Source organism: Colwellia psychrerythraea, from assembly GCF_000764225.1.
Classification (GTDB): domain Bacteria; phylum Pseudomonadota; class Gammaproteobacteria; order Enterobacterales; family Alteromonadaceae; genus Colwellia; species Colwellia psychrerythraea_D.
The window spans coordinates 42,791-67,087 of the sequence record NZ_JQED01000040.1 but is presented as its reverse complement, the minus strand read 5'-3'; the positions used below and the strand labels follow the sequence as shown (position 1 = coordinate 67,087).

Sequence of the window (24,297 nt, the reverse complement as noted above, 5' to 3'; positions counted from 1 at the left end):
GGGGCAGCCCACTGTGGGGATACTGATTTATCGAGTTTTGTTAAAAGGTATCATTTTTCCCAAGAACAATTTTATTTACCTATTTCCAACATTGTTAGATCTGGGCCATCAATATTGTTTCTTGCATTTATAATATCCATACATGTTTATTATTATAGAAAACGTGACGAGTAACTTAAAAAGAGACTATGGTTAGTTTTCAATACAAAACAATGATAAACATTTATTTCTTAGTAAAATCAATGTTTCTATCAAGACTTATAGTCAAGTGTTAATTAAAGATGACATTTTTAAATATTTCACCAATGAAGAATTTGAAGCACAAGCGTATGACCAGCAGCTTGCAACTTGGGAGCAGGCTAAAGTTAAGAACCGATTATCGTTATTTGCGTTAAATGGTGGGCAAGCACTGATTATCGCCTTAGCGATGACCGCTATGTTGGCACTGGCGGCGAATGATGTTGCAGCAGGGCTGATGACGCTCGGAGATTTCGTGTTAATCAATGCTTTTATGATGCAATTGTTTATGCCGCTAAACTTTTTAGGTTTTGTCTATCGAGAAATTAAAGGCTCACTGGCAAATATTGAGAACTTATTTGGTTTATTAGCTAAGTTGCCTAAGGTACAAGATGTTCCCAATGCAGCGATGTTAAATTTGGCAGAGCAGGGGAGGAATTCAAATAACCAAGCCAGTATTATGTTTAATAATATTACTTTTGCTTACAATACTAAGCGGCCTATTATTAAAGGGATTACTTTTAGTGTAAATGCCGGTGAAAAGGTCGCGGTGGTAGGTCAAAGTGGTTCGGGAAAATCTACTTTAGTGAAGTTATTATTTCGCTTTTATGATGTTAACTCTGGCAATATCAATATTAATGAGCAAGATATCAGTCAAGTAAGCCAACAGTCACTACGTAGCCATATAGGTATAGTCCCGCAAGATACCGTACTGTTTAATGATACATTATTTAACAATGTACAGTACGGTTGTCCTACAGCCAGTAAAGATGAAGTTTTAAAGGCCATCGAACTTGCACATTTATCTGAATTTATTAGCAGTTTGCCTGATGGATTAGATACGGTCGTGGGAGAGCGAGGCCTAAAACTATCTGGTGGTGAAAAACAGCGAGTAGCCATAGCCAGAACGATCTTAAAAAATCCACAAATATTAGTGTTTGACGAGGCGACATCTTCCCTTGATAGTCACTCAGAACAGGCTATCTTAACAGCAATTAACGAAGTCACTAAAAGTAGAACGAGTTTAGTAATCGCTCATCGTTTATCAACCATTATTGATAGTGATAATATTATCGTGATGAGCCATGGGGAGATAGTTGAGCAAGGTAATCATCAACAATTACTCGCCCTTAAAGGACAATACAGTAACATGTGGCAATTACAGCAATCTTAAAGCTGGTGAGTCATGAATGAATACAATAAAAGTAGTGTTAGAGTATAAAGTTATGAATAAAGAAACAGAACAACTACAAAACCAACAATCATCCGTTGAAGTTGAGGCAACAAAACAATGGTTAGATGAAATCATAATCGGGCTCAATTTTTGTCCGTTTGCGAAGAAAGAATTTGTTAATAATACCATTCGTTATCAAAGGTCTGAGACTGAGCAAATCAAACCTGCTTTGCATACTTTGATAGAACAATGCCATTATTTACAAGAACATGATGAGATCGAAACAACCTTAGTTATTTTTGCAGAAGGATTTCGCAACTTTGATCGCTACCTTGATTTAGTTGATTATGCCAATGATTTACTGATCGAATCTGGATTTGAAGGCGTATTTCAACTTGCAAGCATGCATCCAGAATATTGTTTCTCTGGTGAAGATTTTGATGATGCCACTAATTTTACTAACCGATCACCTTATCCAATGCTGCATATTATACGGGAAGAAAGTATGGCAAAAGTCTTAGCTATTTATAAGGAACCTGAAAAAATACCAGAACAAAATATGGCGTTAGCAAAGCAAAAGGGCAGTAACTACTTTCAAAACGTGTTAAAACGAATTCATCAAGCTCATCCACAAAAATAGCAGAGATTTGCAAAATAAACTTAGAAAATTTTGACAATATAAAGAGATAACCAATCAACACGCTAAATTACGTTTGGTTAACGGCATTGGTTGGTTGAAACTTATACACTGTTTGTTCGTTATTTAACATGCATAGGTCAGTGTATGAAAACCAGTTACCACGGCAAAGAATATCGTTTTAATTGTTTTGAAGAGCTCTGGGCGTTTTACCGCGTTATCTTAGTACAACAATCTATCGAGAGAATAACAATAAGTAGTTAATTGCTTACACCGTTAACATATAATTTTTGTAACCTAATGTCGCGAAATTAAAATTCTAAGGTAAAATAATGTAATTTTCATAAAAACGCTTACTTAAATATGCAAGTTTTAGAACAATTCTTACTTATCGCTATGGTCCACTTTTTGGCTGTAGCAAGTCCCGGTCCCGACTTTGCCCTTATTTTAAAACAAAGTATACGATACAACCGTCGCATCGCTATTTATACTAGCTTTGGTATTGCTGCGGGTATTATCGTGCACGTTACTTATTCTTTGGTTGGTATTGGTCTTTTAATTGCCAGTGATGAGCGTTTATTTACCGCATTAAAATATATCGCGGCAAGTTACTTTTGTTACATAGCTTGGCACTGTCTGCGTGCTAAAAATCCTGAAAAGGAATCACCACTCTCCGATTACCAACAGTCTGATGATAAGTCATTATCCCAAAATGAACTGAGCAAGTTAGCTGCATCCGCCGATAATCAGTCGGTTAAAAAAGCTTTTTTAAATGGTTTTTTAATTAATGCCTTAAATGTTAAAGCAACGCTGTTTTTTGTGAGTTTATTTTCAGTCGTTATTGCCCCAGAAACACTAATGAGTATTAAAATTGCTTATGGTGTTTATTTAGTTGCAGCCACTGCAGCATGGTTTTGCTTCCTGTCCTATATGCTAACGCAAGATAAAGTACGGTACCTATTACAACGTAAAGGTTATATTCTTGACCGACTTATGGGCGTGATTTTATTATTTTTGGCGATCCAACTCGTATTAAGTGATCTTACTTAAGTATATTTTTTTTATTCACTTTGAGTAATCCTTGTCAAATTGTTGTTAAATTGAGCAGAGAGCAATCTGTTTTCATTTCCAGTATAATAGGTTACAAATGCAGTTTTAATGAATTAAAAAGGGTTAGCTTTGCCAGAAGAAAATATAATTGTATCCATTGGTGGTAGTGTTGAGCGTGCTGTAAAAGGTGAATACTCAATTGATGTTAAGGCTATTTTGACCGAGGCATGGCAGCAAACATTGCAGTCAAGAATGTCTATTAACATAGCGCTGATTTTAGTGTCAGTGTTTGGCATGGTCGTCTCCTTTATTTCCAGCAGTTTTTTTGGTGGTATTGAACTAGTTATCAATGACCCAGAGTTACTGCAATTGATTAATGTTATCGTAACTATTGCCGTTTGGCCTTTTATGGCTGGCATTGAAATGATGGGAGTGTTCCACGCAGTTAAAAAACCAACGCGAAGTAAAATGATTTTTTCGTTTTTACATCGTGGCAGCTGGGTTGCTTTGTGCGCACTCTTAACGTCTCTATTGATTGGTATTGGTTTTCAATTCTACATAATACCGGGTATATTTTTAGCCGTTCTTCTATCATTAACTATTCCTTTAGTGGTAGAAAAAAGACTTACTCCAGTGCAAGCTATTGTTTTATCTGTTAAAGCTTTACGCTTTAAGATAGTTTCGTTATTGGCTATTTATTTAGTTCTATTTCTCACCCTAATTGCTTTGACTTTTCCTATTGCATTATTAATTGAGTCGAGTTTTGCACCGCTTGCTGTTATGTTATTTTTATTTGGTTTATCTTATTTAGCGCCTTGGTATTACAATATTAAAGGCGTCTTGTATCGTGAGATATTTGGTGTTTTTATGGAACAAAAAAATGTTGAAAATGGTTTAAGTCATGCTGCTAATACCGACTCTGATCAGAATGGTTCAGATGATACTTTTTCAGCTTAATTTTCATCATAAATAAGGAACTTTTATGAAAACAAAGTTATTCATTCGCTCTATTTTATGTCTTGCGTTACTTATAGCAATAGTTGCACCTTTTACTTTTTTAGTACCTAAACCTTTAGTTGCTGTAGTAGAGGTGGCAGCTAAACCTAAAGCTGATAAGGCTGTGGCTCAAGTTGTTGAAAAAGTGAAGGTAAAAGAGAAGCCTTTGCATCAGGTAGATTTACCTGATTTTGGTGCTATTTATGATATTCCAACTAAAAAACGCCGATTCTTTGCTTTTATTCGCCCAGCCATTGAAGCTAAAAATAATGAATTGGCCGAGGATAGATCGAAACTTGAGTTTTGGCATGAGCAGATCTCTCTTGGTTTAGGACTTACCGCAGATGAAGAAAATTCACTGCAAGGGCTAATTAAGGCTTATCGAATTAATAAGGAAGCTTCAACCTTACAACAAATCAATGATTTGTTGGTACGAGTTGACGTTATCCCAACGTCATTAGTATTAGTACAAGCTGCCAATGAATCGGCGTGGGGAACATCACGTTTTGCCCGCATCGGTTTGAACTTTTTTGGTATTTGGTGTTATCGAACGGGCTGTGGCATGGTGCCAGGAGGAAGAAATACGGGCGCTAAGCATGAAGTCGCAGCATTTCAAAGTGTTGAAGCTGCCGTTTCTGGCTATTTTAATAACATAAATAAGCATAATGCTTATCATGTATTTAGAACGATTCGTGCAGAGTTAAGAGCACAAGACCAGCCACTTGATGCCGAAATCCTAGCAACGGGTCTATTACCATATTCTGAACGCGGCGCACAGTACGTGTTAGATTTAACCGATATGTTAAGACATAATCAACGTTACTTCATTAAACCAAGTAGTGAACAGACAGCTTCAGCGGAGTAATTAATTATAATTTCTCAGTATTTAGTACTTTGATTTTGCTGGGGTAAATAATCATAAAAAATGATTAAATCAAAAACGGCCAATGTAATAAACATTGGCCGTTTTAGTTGTCGTGTTTCTTTTTAAACAGTTGATCAAATAGCTAGCAATTACTTTACTTCAACTACATTGAGCTGCTGATCAGTATTAAGGTGAACTTTACGAGATAAGTTGTCAGGTGTTTCAATCACGGCTTCATCGAAGGCTGTATCACCTCCATTAATAATACCAGATGTACTGTTAATACTCTTAAAATCAAATAACTCGCTGTCACACAAATGAGAAGGAACAACATTTTGCATCGCGGTGAACATAGATTCAATTCTGCCAGGGAATTGAGTATGCCAGTCATTTAACATACGTTTGATATTTTGTCTTTGCATGTTTGGCTGAGAGCCACACAAGTTACATGGAATAATAGGGAACTGTTTAAATTCACTGTACTGAATAAGTTCGCTTTCTTTACAAAAAGCTAATGGACGAATAACCACGTGCTCACCATTATCTGAGACAAGCTTTGCTGGCATTGCCTTCATTTTACCGCCATAAAACATATTCAGCATAAGTGTTTCAATCATGTCATCACGATGATGACCAAGTGCTATTTTAGTCGCACCAATATTTTTAGCTGCTTTGTATAAAACAGCCCGACGTAATCTAGAGCACAAACTACACGTTGTTTTACCTTCAGGTACTTTGTCTTTAACAATACCATAGGTATTTTCTTCAATAATATGATATTCGATACCAAGTTTTTCGAGGTATTCAGGTAAAATATGCTCAGGAAAGCCAGGTTGCTTTTGATCTAAATTAACAGCAATGATGTCAAAATGAATCGGAGCAGATTCTTTTAATCGCATAAGAATACTAAGCATGGCATAACTGTCTTTGCCACCAGATAAGCACACCATCACTTTGTCGCCATCTTCAATCATATTATATTGCGCAATGGCTTGACCAACATTACGTCGGAGTTTCTTTTCTAATTTTACAAACTGTGTTTTTTGAGTTGGCGATAGTTTTGTTGTGGCTAAGGTTAGCTGTGCTTCTGTCATGTTCTTTACTTTATTGAAGGGAATTAACGGCGAGAATTATAGCAGTTTGATAATATCAATTGTACTAGTGAAATGATCATTTTTAGATAGTTTAAATATTTAATAATTTCATTATCTTCAACCTCAAAACTCAGTAATGACTTAACTTTTTTCATATAAATCTCACGGTTTACATCGATTTTAGTGGGCTCTGAGATTGAACAAGCTGATTGATAATGCTGCAAATAATGAAAAACCCTCCTTTAAGCACGGCCAGAATGACAAAAGCTCCTGGAATATGTGAACACATAATCTAAGGAGCAGATGTTACTTTCTATCCGTTAAGTAGATGATATAAGAATCCTTTTTCTTATCGCATATTGGCTGGCTGTTATTGAAATTTGTTAACGCTCTATTTAATTCAAGAAAAGACTCATGCATCATTCGTGATATTCGAATGCAGGAATCGACAGGGTTTTTGGCCAGCTGCCTTTGTGCATCTATTTGAAATTGTAATCCTTGCAAACGTCGCCGATGATTTCCAGATGTTTTTTCTATGATTGCTTCGATATTTTTTCGCAGAATGGATTCAAGTTTATCGGGTGAGTTTTCAGCTAAATCCCTAAGCGTATCATAGTCTGGAAGGAGATCATGATTCATAGTGAATACCTCATAAGATTGCATCAAAGTGACTACTTTGTTTTTCATCCTTATAGTACTGACAATAATTAATTGTGCTTCCTTGTATTAAGTATAGTTCAATTATTGTTTTCTCTCAGATATGGAAAATTCTGCGCCGTATTTGGTTGCAGGTATTTAAAATACATTACTTAAACTGAACTCAGTTTAAGAGATGTTTAACCAATTGAAATATAGGCATAAATTACTTTTATAAGTTTCTGGCTTGATAGTTTTTCGTAATTAAGGAAAATTTCGCGTCAATAGCTGTTCTATTGCAAGTCAATTTAACGCAGAAGTTAGGAAAAATAGCTGCTAGATCAACATTTGTTAAGCCGAGTTCAGGTTACTTATTCAAAAGGCTTTCTAACAATTGATAAGGTAAACAAATCGAAAATAAATGGCAGGCTAAATCACTTACAGGCTTTCTGTCAGTGAGTTACACAGTAAATAAATAATACCCCCCACAATAGCGAATAAGAGTAGGGCGCAAGTCTACGCGAAGCAGCATTGTTCACTATGTTCAACTAAGCAAAAACTGCTGCACGAAAAAAATGGCCCAATATCCTATACTAACAATATGAATTGATTAGTTTTGTATATGAATACGTGAGGTATTAGCCCCGTTATCGATATTATTTGAGCACGAAAACATGCCATTATGAATGGTTAAATCTACCATTCATACATTAGAATCAAAGACTCGTTAACAGTTAATATATCCCTTGCCGTATTGTTTTCATCATGTACGGATATGCTTTTAGGATACATCATGAGACCAGATGAAGAATATGTTCTTGCGACCCTAGCATCTAAATTCGGTGGTAAATACATCGATGGAGAAGACCCGCCAGACGGTTATTTACTACTAAATAATCGCAGAATTGCTGTAGAAGTTACCAAACTGGTTGAGCATATTAATGAAAATGGCAAACGGCGTTCAAGGTTGGCAGACGATGTGCCAATTTCTAATGTCGTTGAACAATTAAATGAAGAAATAGGTAGCCTGATCCCTAAAAACCGATGGATTCATCTGGTTATTCCGAGCCCAATTAAGAGGATTAATGAATTTAAAAAAGAGCTTACCCGGATAATTCTGAATATGATTGCGACTAAAACGCATAAGGCAGTGATAGACATTTTAGGTTATGTGGTATCGATTAATTTATATAAGTGTCAACACCCACCAAAGCAAAAAGTAGTTCAATTAATAGCCACTCAATTTGCTTCGACAAACATTCAGGAAAATACCCAATTTTTGTTAGAAAACAGGATTATCATTAAGAATCAAAAATGCAATGCTAATACAAATATTAATAGCGATGCTGATGAATATTGGCTCGCGCTCTTTAATACCTATTGCATGGCTGATGTGGATTCATACCGGGGAGCCTATGACTTATTAAAATTAGAACATAATTTTAATAAAATTTATCTAATTGATGGATACCGACGTGTTTATAAATTGTACTGATGCAAAATTGCAAAGAACAAATTAATGTTTTACAACCTATAGAGGCTTTATGCTGATATTTCTCAGTTAGCATAATGTTTGTCTGCTAAGCCAAGAATAATAGTCACAGCGTGAAATATTTGAAGTCTTGAGTATTGTACATCATGTTTACGGGGTATCCGCCAGGGTGTCGCTTAATACAACTAAACTTTAATCGGATTCCAATCGAAGAATACCACGACACTTAGTAAAAACATCCGTTCCTTTTTTACTTTCATAAACTCGTTTATAACTTGAGAAACTCAGTATTTAGAGCCTGCTTACTGCCTGTAAAAGTTAAGTCACCTTAAGCTAAATTCATCATACCATTCGTTTGAGCTCAGCAGGTTGACATTGATAATTTTTACCTTTTGTCAGAAACACCTCCTGTTGAATATCTATAACCAGTGGAATTTGTTCACGAAAACAGGGTAAGACGAGATTGCTGGCAAGGATTATTTAATGTTTGTGTAACTCGATAAGTTAACTTGATGAAAGTAACCTGACATTTAGGTTAAGTTTGCCATAAAACTTCTTTTGTTGAAAAACTAGCTTTTAAAAACTAATACTAAATTCACATTTAAACTGTTATGTTATAACATAACAGTTTAATTGACGTCCTGGAACAAAGTAAATGCAAAGTAAAAAAATTAACAAACTGCCAGTCACTGTACTTTCTGGATTTTTGGGTGCGGGTAAAACAACTGTACTAAGCCATATATTGAATAATCGTGATGGAAAGAAAGTTGCTGTTATCGTCAACGATATGAGTGAAATTAATATAGATTCGGCGATTGTTCAGAATGATGTTTCTTTAAATCGCAGTGAAGAAAAACTGGTAGAAATGAGCAACGGCTGTATTTGTTGTACGCTTCGTGAAGATTTACTGGAAGAAGTGACTAAGCTAGCACAGGAAGGACGTTTTGATTACCTAGTAATTGAATCAACAGGAATTTCTGAACCACTACCTGTCGCAGAAACGTTTACATTTGCCGATGAAGAGGGTGTTTCACTATCTGATGTTGCGGACCTTGATACCATGGTGACTGTCGTTGATGCCGTTAATTTTTTAACAGATTATGAAGAGGCAAAGTATCTACAAGAGACAGGTGAATCATTAGGTGAAGAAGATGAGCGTAGCGTCGCCGATTTATTGGTTGACCAAGTGGAGTTTGCTGATGTGATTCTGATCAGTAAAACGGATTTAATCAGTTCGGCAGAAATAGAGCAATTAACAGCAATTATTAAAACACTTAATATCCACGCGAAAATAGTGCCTATTTCCCATGGTCAAGTGAATATTAATGAAGTGCTTAATACTGGCTTATTTGACTTTGATCGCGCGCAACAAGCACCGGGTTGGTTGCAAGAAATGCGTGGTGATCATGTGCCTGAGACAGAAGAATATGGCATTAGTAGCTTCAGCTATAAAGCACGTCTTCCATTTCATCCTGATAAATTCCATCAATTACTACATAGCTTAGATAATTACGGTAAGCTGCTACGTTCAAAGGGATACTTTTGGTTAGCATCTCGCCCTCAATTGGCTGGTCAGTGGAGTCAGGCGGGCGGCATTGCCCGTTATGGTTTTGGGGGGATGTTTTGGAAAGCCATCCCTAAAAAAGATTGGCCTACTGATAAAGAATACCTTGCTTCTATAGAAAAAGATTGGCTTGAACCCTTTGGTGACATGCGCCAAGAGCTGGTGTTTATTGGTCAAGGGTTAGACAAAACGAGCATAACCAAGGCACTAGATAATTGTTTGTTAAGCGAAGAGGAAGTGTTACGTGGTCAAGATTACTGGCTAACTTTACAAGACCCATTTCCAGCTTGGCAATAAGTATGATGTTCATAAAACAATGCTTATATAATAAACGCTTAGGGAGTGTAGTATCGTTATGTTAAATGACTTTTACCTTTCATTAGAAACACTAATCGAAGACGATTTTGTTGCATTACCAGACTGCATCGAACACCTAGCATTTAATGACCAAGGCTTAATTCCAGTGATAGCTCAATGTCAGATAACTAAAGATGTCTTGATGCATGCCTGGATGAATCGAGCGGCGCTTGATAAAACCATAACTACAGGACGTATGACCTATTGGTCGCGTAGTCGCAATGACTTTTGGGTAAAGGGTGAAACCAGTGGTCATACACAACAGCTCGTTACCATGCGTTTTGATTGCGACGGAGATACGATTTTATGTCTAGTTACTCAAAGTGGAGCCGCTTGTCATACTGGCCGATCGAATTGTTTTTACTTACAGGTTGATAGCGACTGCCATACCGTGCAATTACATACGCCACCTCAAAACATGGAGATCGCAGATGATTAAATTCAAATTGATTGCGACAAAGCCCCGTCTTTATTGGAGCGAATGCTGTCACCTATGATGATGCTTTTTGCTTTTTCAACACTGGCTTGCTTACTTATGGCTCACGTAGCAAGCGCTAACGATGAACACTCAGCACACGAACATCATGCCCATGTCCATGGTCTTGTTCAGCTTACTATCGCGATAGAAAATGACTCTCTATTGATCAATTTATTAGCACCTGCTAACAGCTTTGTAGGCTTTGAACATAAGGCTGAAACAAAGCAAGAAATTGCTAGCGTTAAGCGCCTGCAAAGTATCTTGAATGAGGTGAGTAATGTGATCACTCTAGCACCTTCAAGCTGTAATCTCAGTGATAAAACACTTGATATAGATGCTTTGTTGCCAACAAGGATTGAGTCTAAACATCAAGCACATGCTGAAATTTCAGCTGAATATCAGTTAGATTGCCAACAACTAGCTGAGGCTACTTCAATAAGAATAGTGCTATTTGAGCACTTTCCTACTATCGAAAAAATTGAAGCGTCATGGCTGAATAATAACAAGCAAGGCGCGACTAATCTAACCCGTAAAAAAAATACTCTGTTTTGGCAGTAACGAACGTACCTAGCATGCATTACCCTTAAAGTTAGAATGCATATGTCAAACAAAAATGACCAATAACATTCGCTGAAAATTAATGACCCTCAAGAAAAGTACCGAACATTTATGAAAAATACTCTAATAAAAAACGCTACACTTGTTAATGAAGATCAGCAGTTTATAGCAGATCTTCGTATAAAAAACGGCAGAATTGACCAAATAGCGAGTGAGTTAGCAGCTGTAAATAATGAAGAGATCATCGACGCGTCGGGTTGTTTGCTATTACCGGGTATGATTGATGACCAAGTACACTTTAGAGAACCAGGTCTCACCCACAAAGGAACAATCGAGACAGAATCACGCGCAGCGGTGGCAGGTGGAATAACTAGTTATATGGAGATGCCCAATGTGAACCCTGCTACCACCAATTTAGAAGCACTTGAAGCGAAGTTTGCTATCGCTCAGCGCACATCACTGGCTAATTATTCTTTTTATTTAGGGGCTACTGAAGTAAACCTTGATGAGATCAAAAAGTTAGATCCGACTAAACACTGCGGTGTCAAAGTTTTTATGGGCGCATCAACTGGCGATTTACTCGTAGAGCATCCGCAAGCATTAGATAATATTTTTGAGCAAAGCCCAACGCTTATAGTAACCCATTGTGAAAGCAGCCCTATTATTGCACAAAACCATAAATGTTTGTTGCTTGAAAAAGGCACTGTTGATATACATGATCACCCTTGGATTCGTAGTGATAAGGCTTGTTTTGCTTCGTCTTCTTATGCGGTTAATTTAGCAAAAAAGTTCAACGCTCAATTACATGTACTCCATATCACAACTGCAAAAGAGCTGTCATTATTTGAAAAGGGTTCAATTGTGGGTAAAAATATTACGAGTGAAGCTTGCGTTCACCACCTTTGGTATACCAATGACGATTACCAAACAAAAGGTAACCTGATTAAGTGTAACCCTGCGATTAAAACACGCAAAGATCGAGATGCAATACTTTACGGGCTACAAACTGGGCAAATAGATATTATTGCCACCGATCACGCGCCACATACATGGCAAGAAAAGCAAGTAGACTATGATAAGGCTCCAGCTGGATTACCGTTAGTCGAAGCAGCTTTACTTTCATTGCTTGATCAAGTGTCTAAGGGGAACTTAACGATCAATCAAGTGGTGCAAAAAGTTGCCCATAATCCAGCGATTCGTTACAAAATATGCGAGCGAGGTTTTTTAAGGGAGGGGTATTTTGCTGATCTAGTCTTAGTTGATCCCAATGCTGCGACGTTACATACCCATGAAAATAGTCGATACCATTGCCGTTGGACACCGTTTGATAATCATACCTTTTCAGCAAAAATATTATCAACATGGGTGAATGGCCATCAGGTGTATGATGGTTGTAATATTTGTGCTCCAATGAATGCATCCCAACGATTAGTATTTAATCACAATGCCAATCATTATTACTGGTAGATATTACTCTTGATATTTGTCCTCGTAGTATAGTTTTATATTCACCATATCCATGCTATATGCTGAGGTAGCCATTGGATCCTCAAACTTTTCCGCGGATAACATACCTGAAACCCATACCGGCTCATATATACTCTCTAAATCAAAACCTTGGTCTGTTTTTATATAAATAATTTGATTAGGTGGCGGTGGTGGCATATGCAAACACGCACCAAAATAAGGAACAAGAAAAAAGCTAGTAATACGCTGCTCATCAGTAAATCCAACTGGCACAACAAAGCCAGGAATACGAATCTTTCGACCATCCATAGCATCGATGATATTGGTAGAATTCAACGCTTGTTCGTAAACCCCATCACTCTCCTGAATAGGGTTCATCGAACTTTGAATAGAGCTATTTATTTCATCTTCCATCGAACCATCAGCAACATTCACTATGTAATCAGGCGGGTTTAGTAAGGCATCTAAGTCTGCTTCGGGTATTAGCGCAATCCACTCAATTGTTTCATATTGATCTAATATTGCTTTAGTACTCGGAGCAGGTAACAAAGGCTGTGCTAATTGCACGGAAATAACAACTTGTCGCTCTGTACTTACACCTTTTATCGGTTGCGCTTCTTTACAACCTAATATGACAAAAAAACAAAACCATATTGTTGAAAACTTCATTCAACCCCACCCAAAATTAAAAAAATTATCAGTGTGATTACTTGTTAAAACTCACAGTTCTTACCACCTGATATATTTTATAGTAACACTATTAGTGTTATAGTATCACATAATGAACTTTGGCAACTACCCGACTTCGTAAAAGCTTATAACAATGAACGCAATTGAAATGAACAAGGTTGAGTTTTCTTACTCAAAGGCCTCTACTAGAACAATTTTAAATATTCCTCACTGGCAAGTAGCGCAAGGGGAACAGATATTTATTCATGGCCCCTCAGGTAGTGGAAAGTCAACATTACTTAATCTTATTTGCGGTTTACAACCCGTGAATTGTGGTACAATCAAGGTATTAGGTGAACCAATAAGCAAAATGACGAGTCATCAGCGTGATAAATACCGCGCGAAAAATATTGGTTATATTTTTCAAAAATTTAATCTTATTGATTACTTAAATACCATTGATAACATCAAATTGGCAATGCACTTTTCGCCAGCGGATAAGCCTTCGAATTCACTCAAGCATTTGCAAGAACTATTAACAACGCTGAAGCTCGACCAACAAGACTGGCATCGACCAGTCCATCAACTTAGTGTCGGCCAACGGCAACGTGTGGGTATTGCTAGAGCCTTGATAAATCAACCGCAACTCATTATTGCTGATGAACCTAGTTCTTCATTAGACCAAGCATCAAGAGATAGCTTTATTTCACTACTTAACGCGCTCTGCCAACAACAGGGAGCCACATTATTATTTGTTAGTCATGATATGAGTTTGCGCCAACATTTTGCTACAAATCTTGCCCTATCAGAAATCAATCTCTTGGAATCCACTCAATAATGTTCTTGAAGCTTGCTGCACAAAGTCTTATACATCGTAAAGGGTCGGTAATATTAACAACGCTAGCACTAAGTATCAGTATGTTGGTTATGTTTAGTGTTGAACACATGAGAGCACAAGCGAAAACGAACTTTGCGAGCAGTGTTTCAGGTGTTGATTTAATTGTCGGGGCTCGCAGTGGTGAGCTAAACCTTTTGCTATATTCAGTGTTTAGAATGGGTAAAGCGACGAACAATATGAGTTGGCAGTCCTATGTTGACTTGTCGGAAGATTCTGCTGTGAGTTGGGCTATTCCTATCTCTCTTGGCGACTCTCACCAAGGTTACCGTGTCTTAGGCACAATATCTGATTATTTTGAACATTTTAGTTATGGGGCAAAACAGTCCTTAATATTCAGTGAAGGGCGCAAATTAAACTCAACATTTGACGTCGTTATCGGCTCCGAAGTCGCAAAAACATTAAATTATCAGCTTGGTAAAGCACTAACGCTGTCACACGGTATTGGTAGTACAAGTTTTACAAACCATGACGATACACCTTTTCGGGTTATAGGCATACTAGAGGCAACAGGCACACCAGTTGATCAAACTATTCATGTTAGTCTTCAAGGGCTTGAAGTTGTCCATTTGTCAGCGTCTAAACGTAAGCAGTTTATTCATAATCATGAGTCCAAACTGAGTCACGATGACGAGTTAGACCCAAAATCAATAACAGCAGTTATGATTGGCTTAAAATCTAGAGTCAGAGCATTTCAATTGCAGCGTAAAATAAATACTTCAAACGGCGAGCCATTGATGGCAATTTTACCAGGTGTAGCGCTTTCTCAGCTTTGGAAAACCGTTTCAATTGCTGAAAATACGTTACGTGTTGTATCCGCTTTAGTCATTGTCTCTACTTTGCTTGGTTTAAGTGCTATGTTGCTTGTGTCGATTCGTGAACGCAGACAAGAAATAAAACTACTGCGGATGATTGGCGCATCACCTTTCTTTATTTACTGGTTGATAGAAGTTGAAGCATTATTGATCATCTCAATAAGTACGATATTTGCTATAGTTCTACTTATGTTTAGCTTCACTTATTCAAAAGAATTTTTATTAAACCAATACGGTCTGTCAATTGGTCTAAACGTTGTTTCTATCAATAACTTAAAGGCTATAGGTTTAATATTCCTTTTAACATTGCTCGCGGCTGTCCCGCCTTCAGTTATGGCCTTTAAAGAGGCTGCTAAAAAACAATAACAACGATTAATCGGTATTCCACTATGACAAAACAAGAAGTAACCGCTCTACTTATTCAATGGTTTGAAAAATTAAAAACCAATGTGCCAAAAGAAGTCACTGCATTATATGCAACCGATGCTGTTTTACTACCGACGATCTCTAATATGGTTCGACATAACCATAATGAAATTGAAGATTACTTTGTTCAATTTCTCGCTAACAAACCTAGCGGTAAACTGCTAGAACAAAACATTCGAGTATTTAATGATATTGCGATGAACTCAGGCATTTATGAAATAAAGTTTAATGACGGATCATGTGTAGCAGCGCGTTTTAGTTTTGTTTACCAATTACAAGATGATAACTGGAAAATTATCGAACATCACTCATCTCGCATGCCAGAATAATGAAGAACTTACTTCTGATTATGGTGTCTAGGTTCATATTGTCTTGCTACCCAGTTTTTAAATTTACAGCGATTGCTTATTAGATATTTTACTATTGGAGAGCAGCAAGTTGATAATTAACATATTGAATTTTAGATACAAAAAAACCGCTTATAAAGCGGTTTTTTTGTATTATATGGTGCGCGGTAAGTGATTCGAACACTTGACAACTCGCAAGTCAGGCGAGGACTCTACCACTGAGCTAACCGCGCAGATGTTGATAACTCAACGAGCGCTATGTTAGCTTTTGGTTAACCACCTTGCAAGTAGTTTTGTACAATTCATTTGAAAATAAGTTTGTTTGCTGGTTAATTCAACAAAGTGACCAAAAGTCGTGCTAGTCACTTCTTTTTCCAGATAAAATTTCCATCAAATGGACACTTTTTCTTGAATTAGGCTGTCACTTCTAATACGTTGCTGGATTACCTTTAAGCGCCAAGCGAGTAAAATTGCTGCTGTGGTTAAGCCAACGATAAAACCAATCCAAAAACCATATGGCCCCATTTTGGGAACTACCCAATTTGTGATGCCTAAGACTAAACCCACAGATAAGCCTACCAGCCAGTATGAAATAAAGGTTATATATAATATAGATTTAGTGTCCTTGTAACCACGTAAAGCACCGGCAGAAACGACTTGAATAGTATCTGAAAATTGATAGATAGTGGCTAATAGCATCAAACTCGCTGCCAGTTCAATCACGGGAGCTTCTGTACTGTATATCCCTGCAATTTGAGTTCTGAAAATTACAGTTATCAATGCAGTAATACACGCGAGGGATAGGCCTAGAATTATAGAGTACAAGGTATAGTCTCTAGCTTGTTTGAAATTTTTGTTACCAACAGCAAAGCCGACCTTGATGGTCGTAGCCATTGCAATACTCAAGGGGACCATGAACACCAACCCCGTAAAGTTTAAGGCGACTTGATGGCTTGCGACTACCTGTGCACCAAAGGGAACCAATATGATAGCAACAATGGCAAACAGGCTTACCTCAAAAAGCAGTGACAACGCAATCGGAATACCTAAACCGAGTATGGCTTTTATTTCGACAATTACCGGCCAATAAAAAGCACTAAATAAATTTGCTTGTTTTAGTACCTTTGAGTAATAGCAGTAAATCAGCATACTGACAAACATTGACCAATAAACTAAAGCGGTCGCTAATCCACAACCAGCTCCTCCTAAAGCAGGCATGCCAAATTTCCCATAAATAAAAATGTAGTTAGCGGGGATGTTGACCAGCAAACCAATGATGCTGATAAGCATCGTTGGTTTAGTATAGGAAAGTCCTTCAGAATAATTTCTTAGCACAAGGTATAAACAATACCCAGGTGCACCCCAAACAATAAAGCCTAGATAATCAAACATCAATGCTTCAAGATTGCCTTCTAAAGTGATCAGTGGGGAGATTATGGGAGTAAGAAAGTAGTAAAGAGCTATCAATGATAGACCTAACACTAAAGAAATCCATGCTGTTTGATACGTCTGCTCGACTATATCGGCATATTTTTTGGCACCAGCAAGCTGAGAAACAATAGCAGAAAGTGCCATTATCAAACCATAAATAGTTAATATTAAGGGGAGCCAAATACTATTTGCCACAGCAACTGCGGCCAAATCAGTTGCACTGACTCGGCCAGCCATAACAATATCGACAAATCCCATTAAGTTTTGAATTAATTGTGCGATTAAAATAGGGTAAGTGAGTTTTAACAAGCTTTTACTATGGGTGAAGAAGTCGGCTAAGTTCATGTCGTCGGTTACTTTAAGAAATTAAGGAGAAAAAACGAAAATTTGTATTGCTAATTTTCAAGCATCATAGATGAGATAGCCCAAGCAGACAAGGCAAAAGATGTCTTAGGAAGTAAAGTAATTTGACTTTTTACTAGTACGATTTATTTAGCTGCAAATAGAGCGCCTTATGTGAGATTAGAAGACTTGTTCATCATCACTGTCTACGGTTAATTGAATTTTTTTTCTATATTCATCAACATGTAAGTTGTAATGGATCTCCATGCAGCAAGCAGGGCATTCATCGTAATAATCTTGATCACCAGCAGAAGCATCTACGGTGGCGTGCAAGTGATGACCACAATGAGGGCAAGTAATGCGTTTTTCACTGAGTTTATTAGACATATAGCCTCCATAAATAAGTAAATGATTTCATATAGTGATATCTAATTAGTATAACCATCTTTAGCTAATTAACTAAAAGTAGCTATCGTTCATGTTCATTTAACGACACGCCATATTGCAACCTATCAATGCAATGGCAATGACATAATTCTCGATAAAATGGCTTTGGCTTGATCTATATAAATGCCACCAAAAATATTCGCATGATTTAAAATGTGATAAAAATTATAGACTAACTTTCTTTGCCCGTAACCATCATCTAAAGGGTATTCTGCTTGATAGCCATGATAAAAGTCATCTGGAAAGTGGCCAAAAAGTTCGGTCATAGCAATATCTACTTCACGATCGCCATAATAGCAAGCAGGATCAAATATCATGGCTTGTTCACCAGAAAAACCAGTATTCCCTTGCCACAAATCACCGTGTACTAAACAAGGTGTTGCGTGATGATGAAGCAATGCATCGTGACAAACTTGGGTAATATGCTCAATGTTACCCAGCATTATGGAACGCTCAGACAGCAATTGTAATTGCCATGCAATGCGTTGGTCAGAAAAAAAAGTTGTCCAGTTACTGCTCCAGTGGTTCGGCTGAATGGTACTACCGATGAAGTTATCATGTTGCCAACCGAATTGACCGTGGCGAGTTTCATAGTGCATTTGAGCGAGCTGTTGGCCCAGCTGATACCAAAGCACAGGTTTTGCCCGACTAAAGTCAATATAATTGAGTATCAAAAAACTCTTATTTAAACTCGTACCTATACCCGTTACTTTTGGACTGGCGATGTGAGCTAAACTATTAAGTTGTTTTAATGAATAGGCTTCAGCTTGGAAGTTTTCTAAATAGTCTTTATTGTTGATCTTTAGAAAATAACTACGATAGCCATCACTTATCTTAAACGATAAATTGGGCGCTGGCTCTTTATTATCATATAAACCAGTGAATGAAGAGGTTGCAGCACCTCTTGTTGATATTTCTTGTTTTTCTGAAATATAAAATGGATTCCCGGTTTCAACGCTAATGGCCTGTTCAATGCAATGCCACATAGTTATCTCCAAGAGTAATTATATTTTCTTTAGTATAGCTGCTTTCCCACAGAGTGTAGTCTTGGTATTGATAATTTATTTCCTTAGAATTACTCGTCTGATTGAGTCTCTAAATATTGGATTTTATTGGTAACACCATCCCATTTTTTTGCTTGGTTTAAAGGCGTCTTTACTTCAGTAATTCTCGGCCAATGTTTCGATAATTCAGCATTAAGCTCAATGAACCCTTGCTGGTCTGCAGGGACTTCATCTTCTTGATAGATTGCATCAGCTGGGCACTCTACTGGGCAGAGGTCACAATCAATACAATCATCAGGGCTAATCACAAGAAAATTAGGACCTTCATAAAAAGCATCAGCAGGGCACACTGCGACACAGTCAGTGTATTTACATAATATACAGTTATCGGTTACTACAAATGCCATAAGGTTATTTAAAATCGTTAATATTTGTCTTAATAGTGGTGTGGATCATACCTTTGTTGAGAGCAATTTCAATCTCTTGTTTCTAAAATGATAACGTACAGGTAAAATAGTGAAAAATATTACTCTTCCTATGCTGGTATCTCAAAGAATGATTCGTTTAACCAATATCAAACTTGCACTTGACCATCAAGCGCACGAACTTGAACAAGCTATTTTAACTAAGTTATCAATTAACACAGAGCAGTTAATTAACTTTACCGTGTTTAAACGTGGTTATGATGCGCGTAAAAAGAATAGTATCTTCCTGATATATACCCTTGATGTTGAAACAAATGTAAATGAAGAGCTTCTTGCAACGTTTAGTGATGATACTCAAGTAAAAGCAACCCCCGATATGGCCTACAAGTTTGTCAGTCAAGCACCAAGTAATCTTAAAAATCGTCCTGTCGTTATTGGTATGGGGCCATGTGGTTTATTTGTTGGTTTAGTGCTTGCTCAGATGGGATTTAAACCGATTATATTGGAACGTGGGCAAGAAGTAAGACAACGTACGAAAGACACGTTTGGCTTTTGGCGTAAAAAAATACTAAATACTGAGTCCAATGTGCAGTTTGGCGAAGGAGGTGCAGGTACGTTTTCTGACGGCAAGCTTTATAGTCAGGTAAAAGATCCTAAGCATTACAGTCGAAAAGTTCTGCATGAGTTTGTTGATGCAGGCGCACCGGAAGAGATTTTGTATGTAAGTAAGCCCCATATTGGCACGTTTAAATTAGTGACCATGGTTGAGCAAATGCGAGCTAAAATCTTTGAATTAGGTGGCGAAGTGCGATTTAACCAGCGAGTAGATAACATTCATTTCACCGATGTAGGTGGTAATGAGTGCACTACCCAGGGCATTGAAGGTTACCAAAATAAAAAAGTAACCGGCTTAACACTGTCAAGCGGCGAGTATATTGAAACTAATCATATTGCGCTGGCTATTGGCCATAGTGCTCGTGATACTTTTAAAATGTTATTTGATGAAGGTGTTTACATAAAAGCAAAGCCTTTTTCTGTTGGATTTCGTATAGAGCATGAGCAGTCAGTTATTGATGAGGCGCGCTTTGGTAAAAATGCAGGAAATGAAATTTTAGGCGCTGCGGATTATAAGTTAGTGCACCATTGTAAAAATGGTCGCTCAGTTTATAGTTTTTGTATGTGTCCAGGTGGAACGGTTGTTGCCGCTGCCTCTGAAGAAGGGCGTCTTGTGACTAATGGCATGAGCCAATACTCCCGTCATGAACGTAATGCCAATAGTGCTATTGTGGTCGGTATTGAACCAGCAGATTTCGTCACGAGTGAGTTTGCCTCGACCCGAGATTATGTACTTGCAGGTATCGATTTTCAGCGCAAATTAGAAGAAAAAGCGTTTAAACTCGGTGGAGAAAACTACGATGCACCTGTACAACTTGTTGGAGACTTTCTTGCCGGACTTAAAAGCGGCGAGCATGGCAGTGTGACACCTTCATATAAGCCTGGTGTCACTTATTGTGATTTAAGTGAAACCTTACCAGATTATGCGATAGCCGCAATTCGAGAAGCATTGCCTGCTTTTAATAAAAAAATTAACGGTTTTTCTATGTCAGAAGCAACCTTAACGGCAGTAGAAACAAGAACATCATCACCGATACAAATAACCCGTGATAAAGAGACGTTGCAAAGTCTTAATGCACAAGGCTTATATCCTGCTGGTGAGGGGGCAGGTTATGCCGGTGGAATTTTATCTGCTGGCATCGATGGTATTAAGATTGCTGAAGCAATAGCCTTATCTATTACAGCAGAGCAATAACTTGAAATAATTTTTGAGGTTCAGGTCTAGCATAGTTAAGGCTTGCTAGTTGAAGGTATTACTGATAATTCAGTAATACCTTTTATCGTTTTTTGCTGCCACTTTTCTTGCGGTAATTGTCGTCTAATATTTCGCATACTTTTCCAAATAGATTTCAGTGCTAAGTGGTCAGCGAGCCATTTCGGTGTATCTCCGTGTCCGTCTGCGATGAACACATATTCAATAGAGACTTTATTGCCTTCACCTTCTGATAACTTGGGCCTTATTTTCCAATGGGCGCTATGGGTTTTCACCTGTAAAAACTCTGCTAAATGCTCAATTGTTACAGATGTTGTCTCTTCAAGTGAAATAGGATCAGCATCTGTTAGTTTGATTTCAATGCTAAGGTCGTCATTTTGCCAGTAAGTGGAGTTAAGTATTAATATTCGGGGTCTTAACGGCCAAAGTTGGGTGAGCTTGATATAGAAGCTGCTTTCTTCCGTTGAATGTCGCTGAATTATTTTGCTTTCGCTGGCATTTACTAACCAATGTTGTGTGTTATTAACATCTTGTAAAAAAAGTAAAAATCCAGACATGGTCGAATTTACCGTCGTGCTCGCTTTAATTTCGATTAATTTTTTGTCAATTTGGTTATTTATTAAGGCGGGACGATAACTCACGCTTTGCGCGCTGTTTTTTTTCCATACCTTCCATGGCACTTGTTCTGCATAAGAAAAGTGTAAACAACTAAATACTAGTAGTGCTATAAAAGTGGATGATTTGTTCACTATATTCAGCTAGTTATTTAAACGTATGTCTGTAGTATCACTGATTTTTTGCCAAAGTACTATGCAGAGTTTGTACTGACAACGCTATTGTTTATTACCGCGAGATAGTTTTTATAAGGCTAATGTTGACTGTGGTTGAGCTTATAATAGGTGTATTCAATGCTAATTGTTCAAAGCTTGCTGAAAACCCTTGTTTAATAAGGGCAAGACTTTTACAATCATCAGCAGAAAATCAAATTGTTATTGATAAGAGCGCTATGCTCTTTTTTTAGTTCAGGATGAACGTGATTGCGCAATTGCAGGAAGCAACTGCTGATACCATTATTTTTTAACTATTTAAATTCAAGCGACGCTTAGTATGCGCCGCCACTGATAAGGAAAAACATGCCTGTAATTACTCTCCCTGACGGTTCACAACGCTCATTTGAACAAGCTGTATCTGTAATGGATGTAGCCCTTGATATTGGCCCTGGTCTTGCCAAAGCAACTATTGCTGGTCGTATCGATGGTAATCTTGTTGATGCCTGTGAATTAATTACTCAAGACGCTTCTTTACAACTTATTACCAGTAAAGATAGTGAAGGGCTTGAGATCATCCGCCACTCGTGTGCGCATTTATTGGGTCATGCCATAAAGCAATTGTACCCTAATGTAAAAATGGCTATCGGTCCAACGATTGAAAATGGCTTTTATTACGATATTGATCTTGATGAGTCAATTACAGAAGATGACTTAGTTAAACTTGAAAAGCGCATGACTGAACTTGCGCGTACTGGATATGAAGTAGTTAAAAAAACAGGTACATGGCAAGATGCTTATGATGCCTTTACCGAACGTGGTGAAACTTACAAATTACAAATTCTTGATGAAAACATCGAGAAGACAGATACTCCAGCGTTATATCATCACCAAGAATACATTGATATGTGTCGTGGCCCTCATGTACCAAGCATGCGCCATTGTCATCATTTTAAATTAATGAAAGTTGCTGGCGCCTACTGGCGCGGTGATTCAGATAATAAAATGTTACAACGTATCTATGGCACAGCGTGGGCTGATAAAAAGCAACTAAAAGCGTATATCGTGCGTTTAGCTGAAGCTGAAAAACGAGATCATCGTAAAATTGGTAAAACATTAGATTTATTCCATTGGCAAGAAGAAGCGCCTGGTATGGTGTTTTGGCATAACGATGGTTGGACGATTTACACTGAGTTAGAAAAATTTGTGCGTGAAAAGTTACATGAATATGATTACGACGAAGTTAAAGCGCCACTGATGATGGACAGAAGCCTTTGGGAAAAATCAGGTCATTGGGATAAATATGCCGATGGAATGTTTACCACTGAATCTGAAAAGCGTGAATATGCGATTAAACCAATGAACTGTCCTGGTCACGTACAGATATTTAACCAAGGATTAAAATCCTATCGTGACTTGCCTTTACGTATTGCTGAATTTGGCTGTTGTCATCGTAATGAGCCGTCAGGTTCACTTCATGGTTTAATGCGTGTACGTGGCTTTACTCAAGATGATGCTCATATCTTCTGTATGGAATCGCAAGTACAAGCTGAAGTCACTAAATGTATTGAAATGGTTTATGACGTATATGGTTCATTTGGTTTTGAAGATATTGTTGTTAAATTGTCTACTCGTCCAGATAACCGTATCGGTAGTGATGAAATTTGGGATAAAGCTGAAGCAGGTCTTGCACAAGCACTAACTGATAGCAATATTAAGTTTGAATACCTACCTGGTGAAGGGGCTTTTTACGGACCTAAAATAGAATTCACCTTGATGGACTGTTTAGGTCGTGCATGGCAATGTGGCACAGTACAGCTTGATTTTGCATTACCAGAGCGTTTAGGTGCAACTTATGTTGGTGAAGATAATGAACGATATACTCCGGTAATGATTCATCGCGCAATTCTAGGTTCATTAGAACGTTTTATTGGTATTTTAATTGAAGAGTACACTGGCAAATTCCCAACATGGTTATCGCCTATTCAGACGACAATTATGAATATTACCGATAAACAAGCGCCATATTGTGAGAAAGTTGTTAAAAAACTAAAAGAAAATGGCTTTAGAGCAAAAATAGACTTGAGAAATGAGAAGATAGGCTTTAAAATCCGCGAGCACACTTTGAAGCGAGTTCCTTATTTATTAGTTGTTGGTGATAAAGAAATGGAAGCGGGTGAAATTGCCGTTCGAACTCGAAGTGGTGAAGATTTAGGAAAAATGTCGGTTGATGACTTTATTGCTAAGTTATCTGATGAAGTAAAATCTCGTCAGTAATACTTTATAACAGTAAAAT

22 protein-coding genes, 1 tRNA gene and 2 pseudogenes are annotated in these 24,297 nt (G+C 37.6%); 15 read left to right on the top strand and 10 right to left on the bottom strand.

The genetic code is table 11. From position 1 onward, the window contains the following. Window positions 1-271: 271 nt before the first annotated feature. The 5 genes and pseudogenes from ND2E_RS22195 to ND2E_RS07140 form a co-directional block, all read left to right on the top strand. A pseudogene (locus ND2E_RS22195) lies at window positions 272-1,411 on the top strand (ATP-binding cassette domain-containing protein); the annotation flags it as partial. A gap of 16 nt (window positions 1,412-1,427) precedes the next feature. Next, the gene (locus tag ND2E_RS07125) at window positions 1,428-2,051 is read left to right on the top strand and encodes a DUF1415 domain-containing protein (protein ID WP_317628128.1); all 624 of its coding nucleotides are present in this window, start codon (window positions 1,428-1,430) and stop codon (window positions 2,049-2,051) included. Window positions 2,052-2,411: 360 nt separating this feature from the next. After that, window positions 2,412-3,098, top strand: coding sequence for a LysE family translocator (locus ND2E_RS07130; protein WP_033094623.1), 687 nt, complete (start codon window positions 2,412-2,414; stop codon window positions 3,096-3,098). 129 nt (window positions 3,099-3,227) lie between these two features. Continuing rightward, window positions 3,228-4,055, top strand: coding sequence for a hypothetical protein (locus ND2E_RS07135; protein WP_033094622.1), 828 nt, complete (start codon window positions 3,228-3,230; stop codon window positions 4,053-4,055). Between the two features lie 25 nt (window positions 4,056-4,080). After that, a complete protein-coding gene (locus ND2E_RS07140) occupies window positions 4,081-4,959 on the top strand; it encodes a glucosaminidase domain-containing protein (RefSeq protein ID WP_033094621.1) in 879 nt (292 codons plus the stop codon). Between the two features lie 149 nt (window positions 4,960-5,108). Here ND2E_RS07140 and ttcA read toward each other — a convergent pair whose 3' ends face one another. Further along, window positions 5,109-6,053 (bottom strand): tRNA 2-thiocytidine(32) synthetase TtcA, encoded by a 945-nt coding sequence (gene ttcA, locus ND2E_RS07145; RefSeq protein WP_033094620.1) that lies wholly within the window; start codon window positions 6,051-6,053, stop codon window positions 5,109-5,111. A gap of 306 nt (window positions 6,054-6,359) precedes the next feature. Beyond that, window positions 6,360-6,692, bottom strand: a complete 333-nt coding sequence (locus tag ND2E_RS07150; protein WP_033094691.1) for a DUF3135 domain-containing protein — start codon at window positions 6,690-6,692, stop codon at window positions 6,360-6,362. 790 nt (window positions 6,693-7,482) lie between these two features. Here ND2E_RS07150 and ND2E_RS07155 point away from each other — a divergent pair. Then, window positions 7,483-8,184 (top strand): hypothetical protein, encoded by a 702-nt coding sequence (locus ND2E_RS07155; protein WP_033094618.1) that lies wholly within the window; start codon window positions 7,483-7,485, stop codon window positions 8,182-8,184. 81 nt (window positions 8,185-8,265) lie between these two features. Here ND2E_RS07155 and ND2E_RS23620 read toward each other — a convergent pair. Further along, window positions 8,266-8,531, bottom strand: a pseudogene (locus tag ND2E_RS23620) (IS3-like element ISCps2 family transposase); the annotation flags it as partial. A 305-nt stretch (window positions 8,532-8,836) separates the two neighbouring features. Between ND2E_RS23620 and zigA the strand changes: the two are divergent. The 4 genes from zigA (at window position 8,837) to ND2E_RS07175 (ending at window position 12,605) form a co-directional block, all read left to right on the top strand. Next, complete coding sequence (zigA, locus tag ND2E_RS07160) at window positions 8,837-10,042, top strand: zinc metallochaperone GTPase ZigA (protein WP_033094617.1); 1,206 nt, start codon at window positions 8,837-8,839, stop codon at window positions 10,040-10,042. Window positions 10,043-10,100: 58 nt separating this feature from the next. Beyond that, entirely contained in the window at window positions 10,101-10,541 is a 441-nt protein-coding gene (gene hisI / locus ND2E_RS07165) for a phosphoribosyl-AMP cyclohydrolase (protein ID WP_033094616.1), read from the top strand. Between the two features lie 42 nt (window positions 10,542-10,583). Beyond that, complete coding sequence (locus tag ND2E_RS07170; protein WP_033094615.1) at window positions 10,584-11,138, top strand: ZrgA family zinc uptake protein; 555 nt, start codon at window positions 10,584-10,586, stop codon at window positions 11,136-11,138. Between the two features lie 111 nt (window positions 11,139-11,249). After that, the gene (locus ND2E_RS07175; RefSeq protein ID WP_033094614.1) at window positions 11,250-12,605 is read left to right on the top strand and encodes a dihydroorotase; all 1,356 of its coding nucleotides are present in this window, start codon (window positions 11,250-11,252) and stop codon (window positions 12,603-12,605) included. A 3-nt stretch (window positions 12,606-12,608) separates the two neighbouring features. Here the strand turns inward: ND2E_RS07175 and ND2E_RS07180 are convergent, their stop codons facing one another. After that, on the bottom strand, window positions 12,609-13,274 hold the full coding sequence (locus tag ND2E_RS07180) for a DUF3299 domain-containing protein (RefSeq protein WP_081962065.1): 666 nt from the start codon (window positions 13,272-13,274) through the stop codon (window positions 12,609-12,611). A gap of 154 nt (window positions 13,275-13,428) precedes the next feature. Here ND2E_RS07180 and ND2E_RS07185 point away from each other — a divergent pair, with 154 nt between their 5' ends. From ND2E_RS07185 to ND2E_RS07195, 3 genes are read left to right on the top strand one after another with little or no spacing between them, the layout of a single operon-like run. Continuing rightward, a complete protein-coding gene (locus ND2E_RS07185) occupies window positions 13,429-14,112 on the top strand; it encodes an ABC transporter ATP-binding protein (protein ID WP_033094613.1) in 684 nt (227 codons plus the stop codon). Continuing rightward, window positions 14,112-15,350: an ABC transporter permease gene (locus ND2E_RS07190; RefSeq protein ID WP_033094612.1), complete on the top strand. Its 1,239-nt coding sequence runs from the start codon at window positions 14,112-14,114 to the stop codon at window positions 15,348-15,350. Before ND2E_RS07185 ends, ND2E_RS07190 begins: the two co-directional genes overlap by 1 nt. A 23-nt stretch (window positions 15,351-15,373) precedes the next feature. After that, the gene (locus ND2E_RS07195) at window positions 15,374-15,739 is read left to right on the top strand and encodes an SgcJ/EcaC family oxidoreductase (protein WP_033094611.1); all 366 of its coding nucleotides are present in this window, start codon (window positions 15,374-15,376) and stop codon (window positions 15,737-15,739) included. Window positions 15,740-15,915: 176 nt separating this feature from the next. Here the strand turns inward: ND2E_RS07195 and ND2E_RS07200 are convergent. From ND2E_RS07200 to fdxA, 5 genes are all read right to left on the bottom strand, one after another. Beyond that, window positions 15,916-15,990 (bottom strand) — tRNA-Val (locus ND2E_RS07200). Window positions 15,991-16,147: 157 nt separating this feature from the next. Further along, on the bottom strand, window positions 16,148-17,533 hold the full coding sequence (locus ND2E_RS07205) for an MATE family efflux transporter (RefSeq protein ID WP_033094610.1): 1,386 nt from the start codon (window positions 17,531-17,533) through the stop codon (window positions 16,148-16,150). Between the two features lie 177 nt (window positions 17,534-17,710). Further along, on the bottom strand, window positions 17,711-17,917 hold the full coding sequence (locus tag ND2E_RS07210; RefSeq protein ID WP_033094609.1) for a CPXCG motif-containing cysteine-rich protein: 207 nt from the start codon (window positions 17,915-17,917) through the stop codon (window positions 17,711-17,713). Between the two features lie 125 nt (window positions 17,918-18,042). Beyond that, window positions 18,043-18,963 carry a fructosamine kinase family protein gene (locus tag ND2E_RS07215; protein ID WP_033094608.1) on the bottom strand — a complete coding sequence of 307 codons (921 nt, stop codon included), beginning with the start codon at window positions 18,961-18,963 and terminating at the stop codon, window positions 18,043-18,045. A gap of 89 nt (window positions 18,964-19,052) precedes the next feature. Beyond that, window positions 19,053-19,388: a ferredoxin FdxA gene (gene fdxA / locus ND2E_RS07220; RefSeq protein ID WP_033094607.1), complete on the bottom strand. Its 336-nt coding sequence runs from the start codon at window positions 19,386-19,388 to the stop codon at window positions 19,053-19,055. A gap of 148 nt (window positions 19,389-19,536) precedes the next feature. Here fdxA and ND2E_RS07225 point away from each other — a divergent pair, with 148 nt between their 5' ends. Next, a complete protein-coding gene (locus ND2E_RS07225; RefSeq protein ID WP_033094606.1) occupies window positions 19,537-21,216 on the top strand; it encodes an NAD(P)/FAD-dependent oxidoreductase in 1,680 nt (559 codons plus the stop codon). A 35-nt stretch (window positions 21,217-21,251) separates the two neighbouring features. On the opposite strand, the gene ND2E_RS07230 is transcribed toward ND2E_RS07225, so the two are convergent. Further along, a complete protein-coding gene (locus ND2E_RS07230; protein WP_150113770.1) occupies window positions 21,252-21,983 on the bottom strand; it encodes an SRPBCC family protein in 732 nt (243 codons plus the stop codon). A 384-nt stretch (window positions 21,984-22,367) separates the two neighbouring features. Between ND2E_RS07230 and thrS the strand changes: the two genes are divergently transcribed. Next, entirely contained in the window at window positions 22,368-24,278 is a 1,911-nt protein-coding gene (gene thrS, locus ND2E_RS07235; RefSeq protein WP_033094604.1) for a threonine--tRNA ligase, read from the top strand. Window positions 24,279-24,297: the final 19 nt, after the last annotated feature.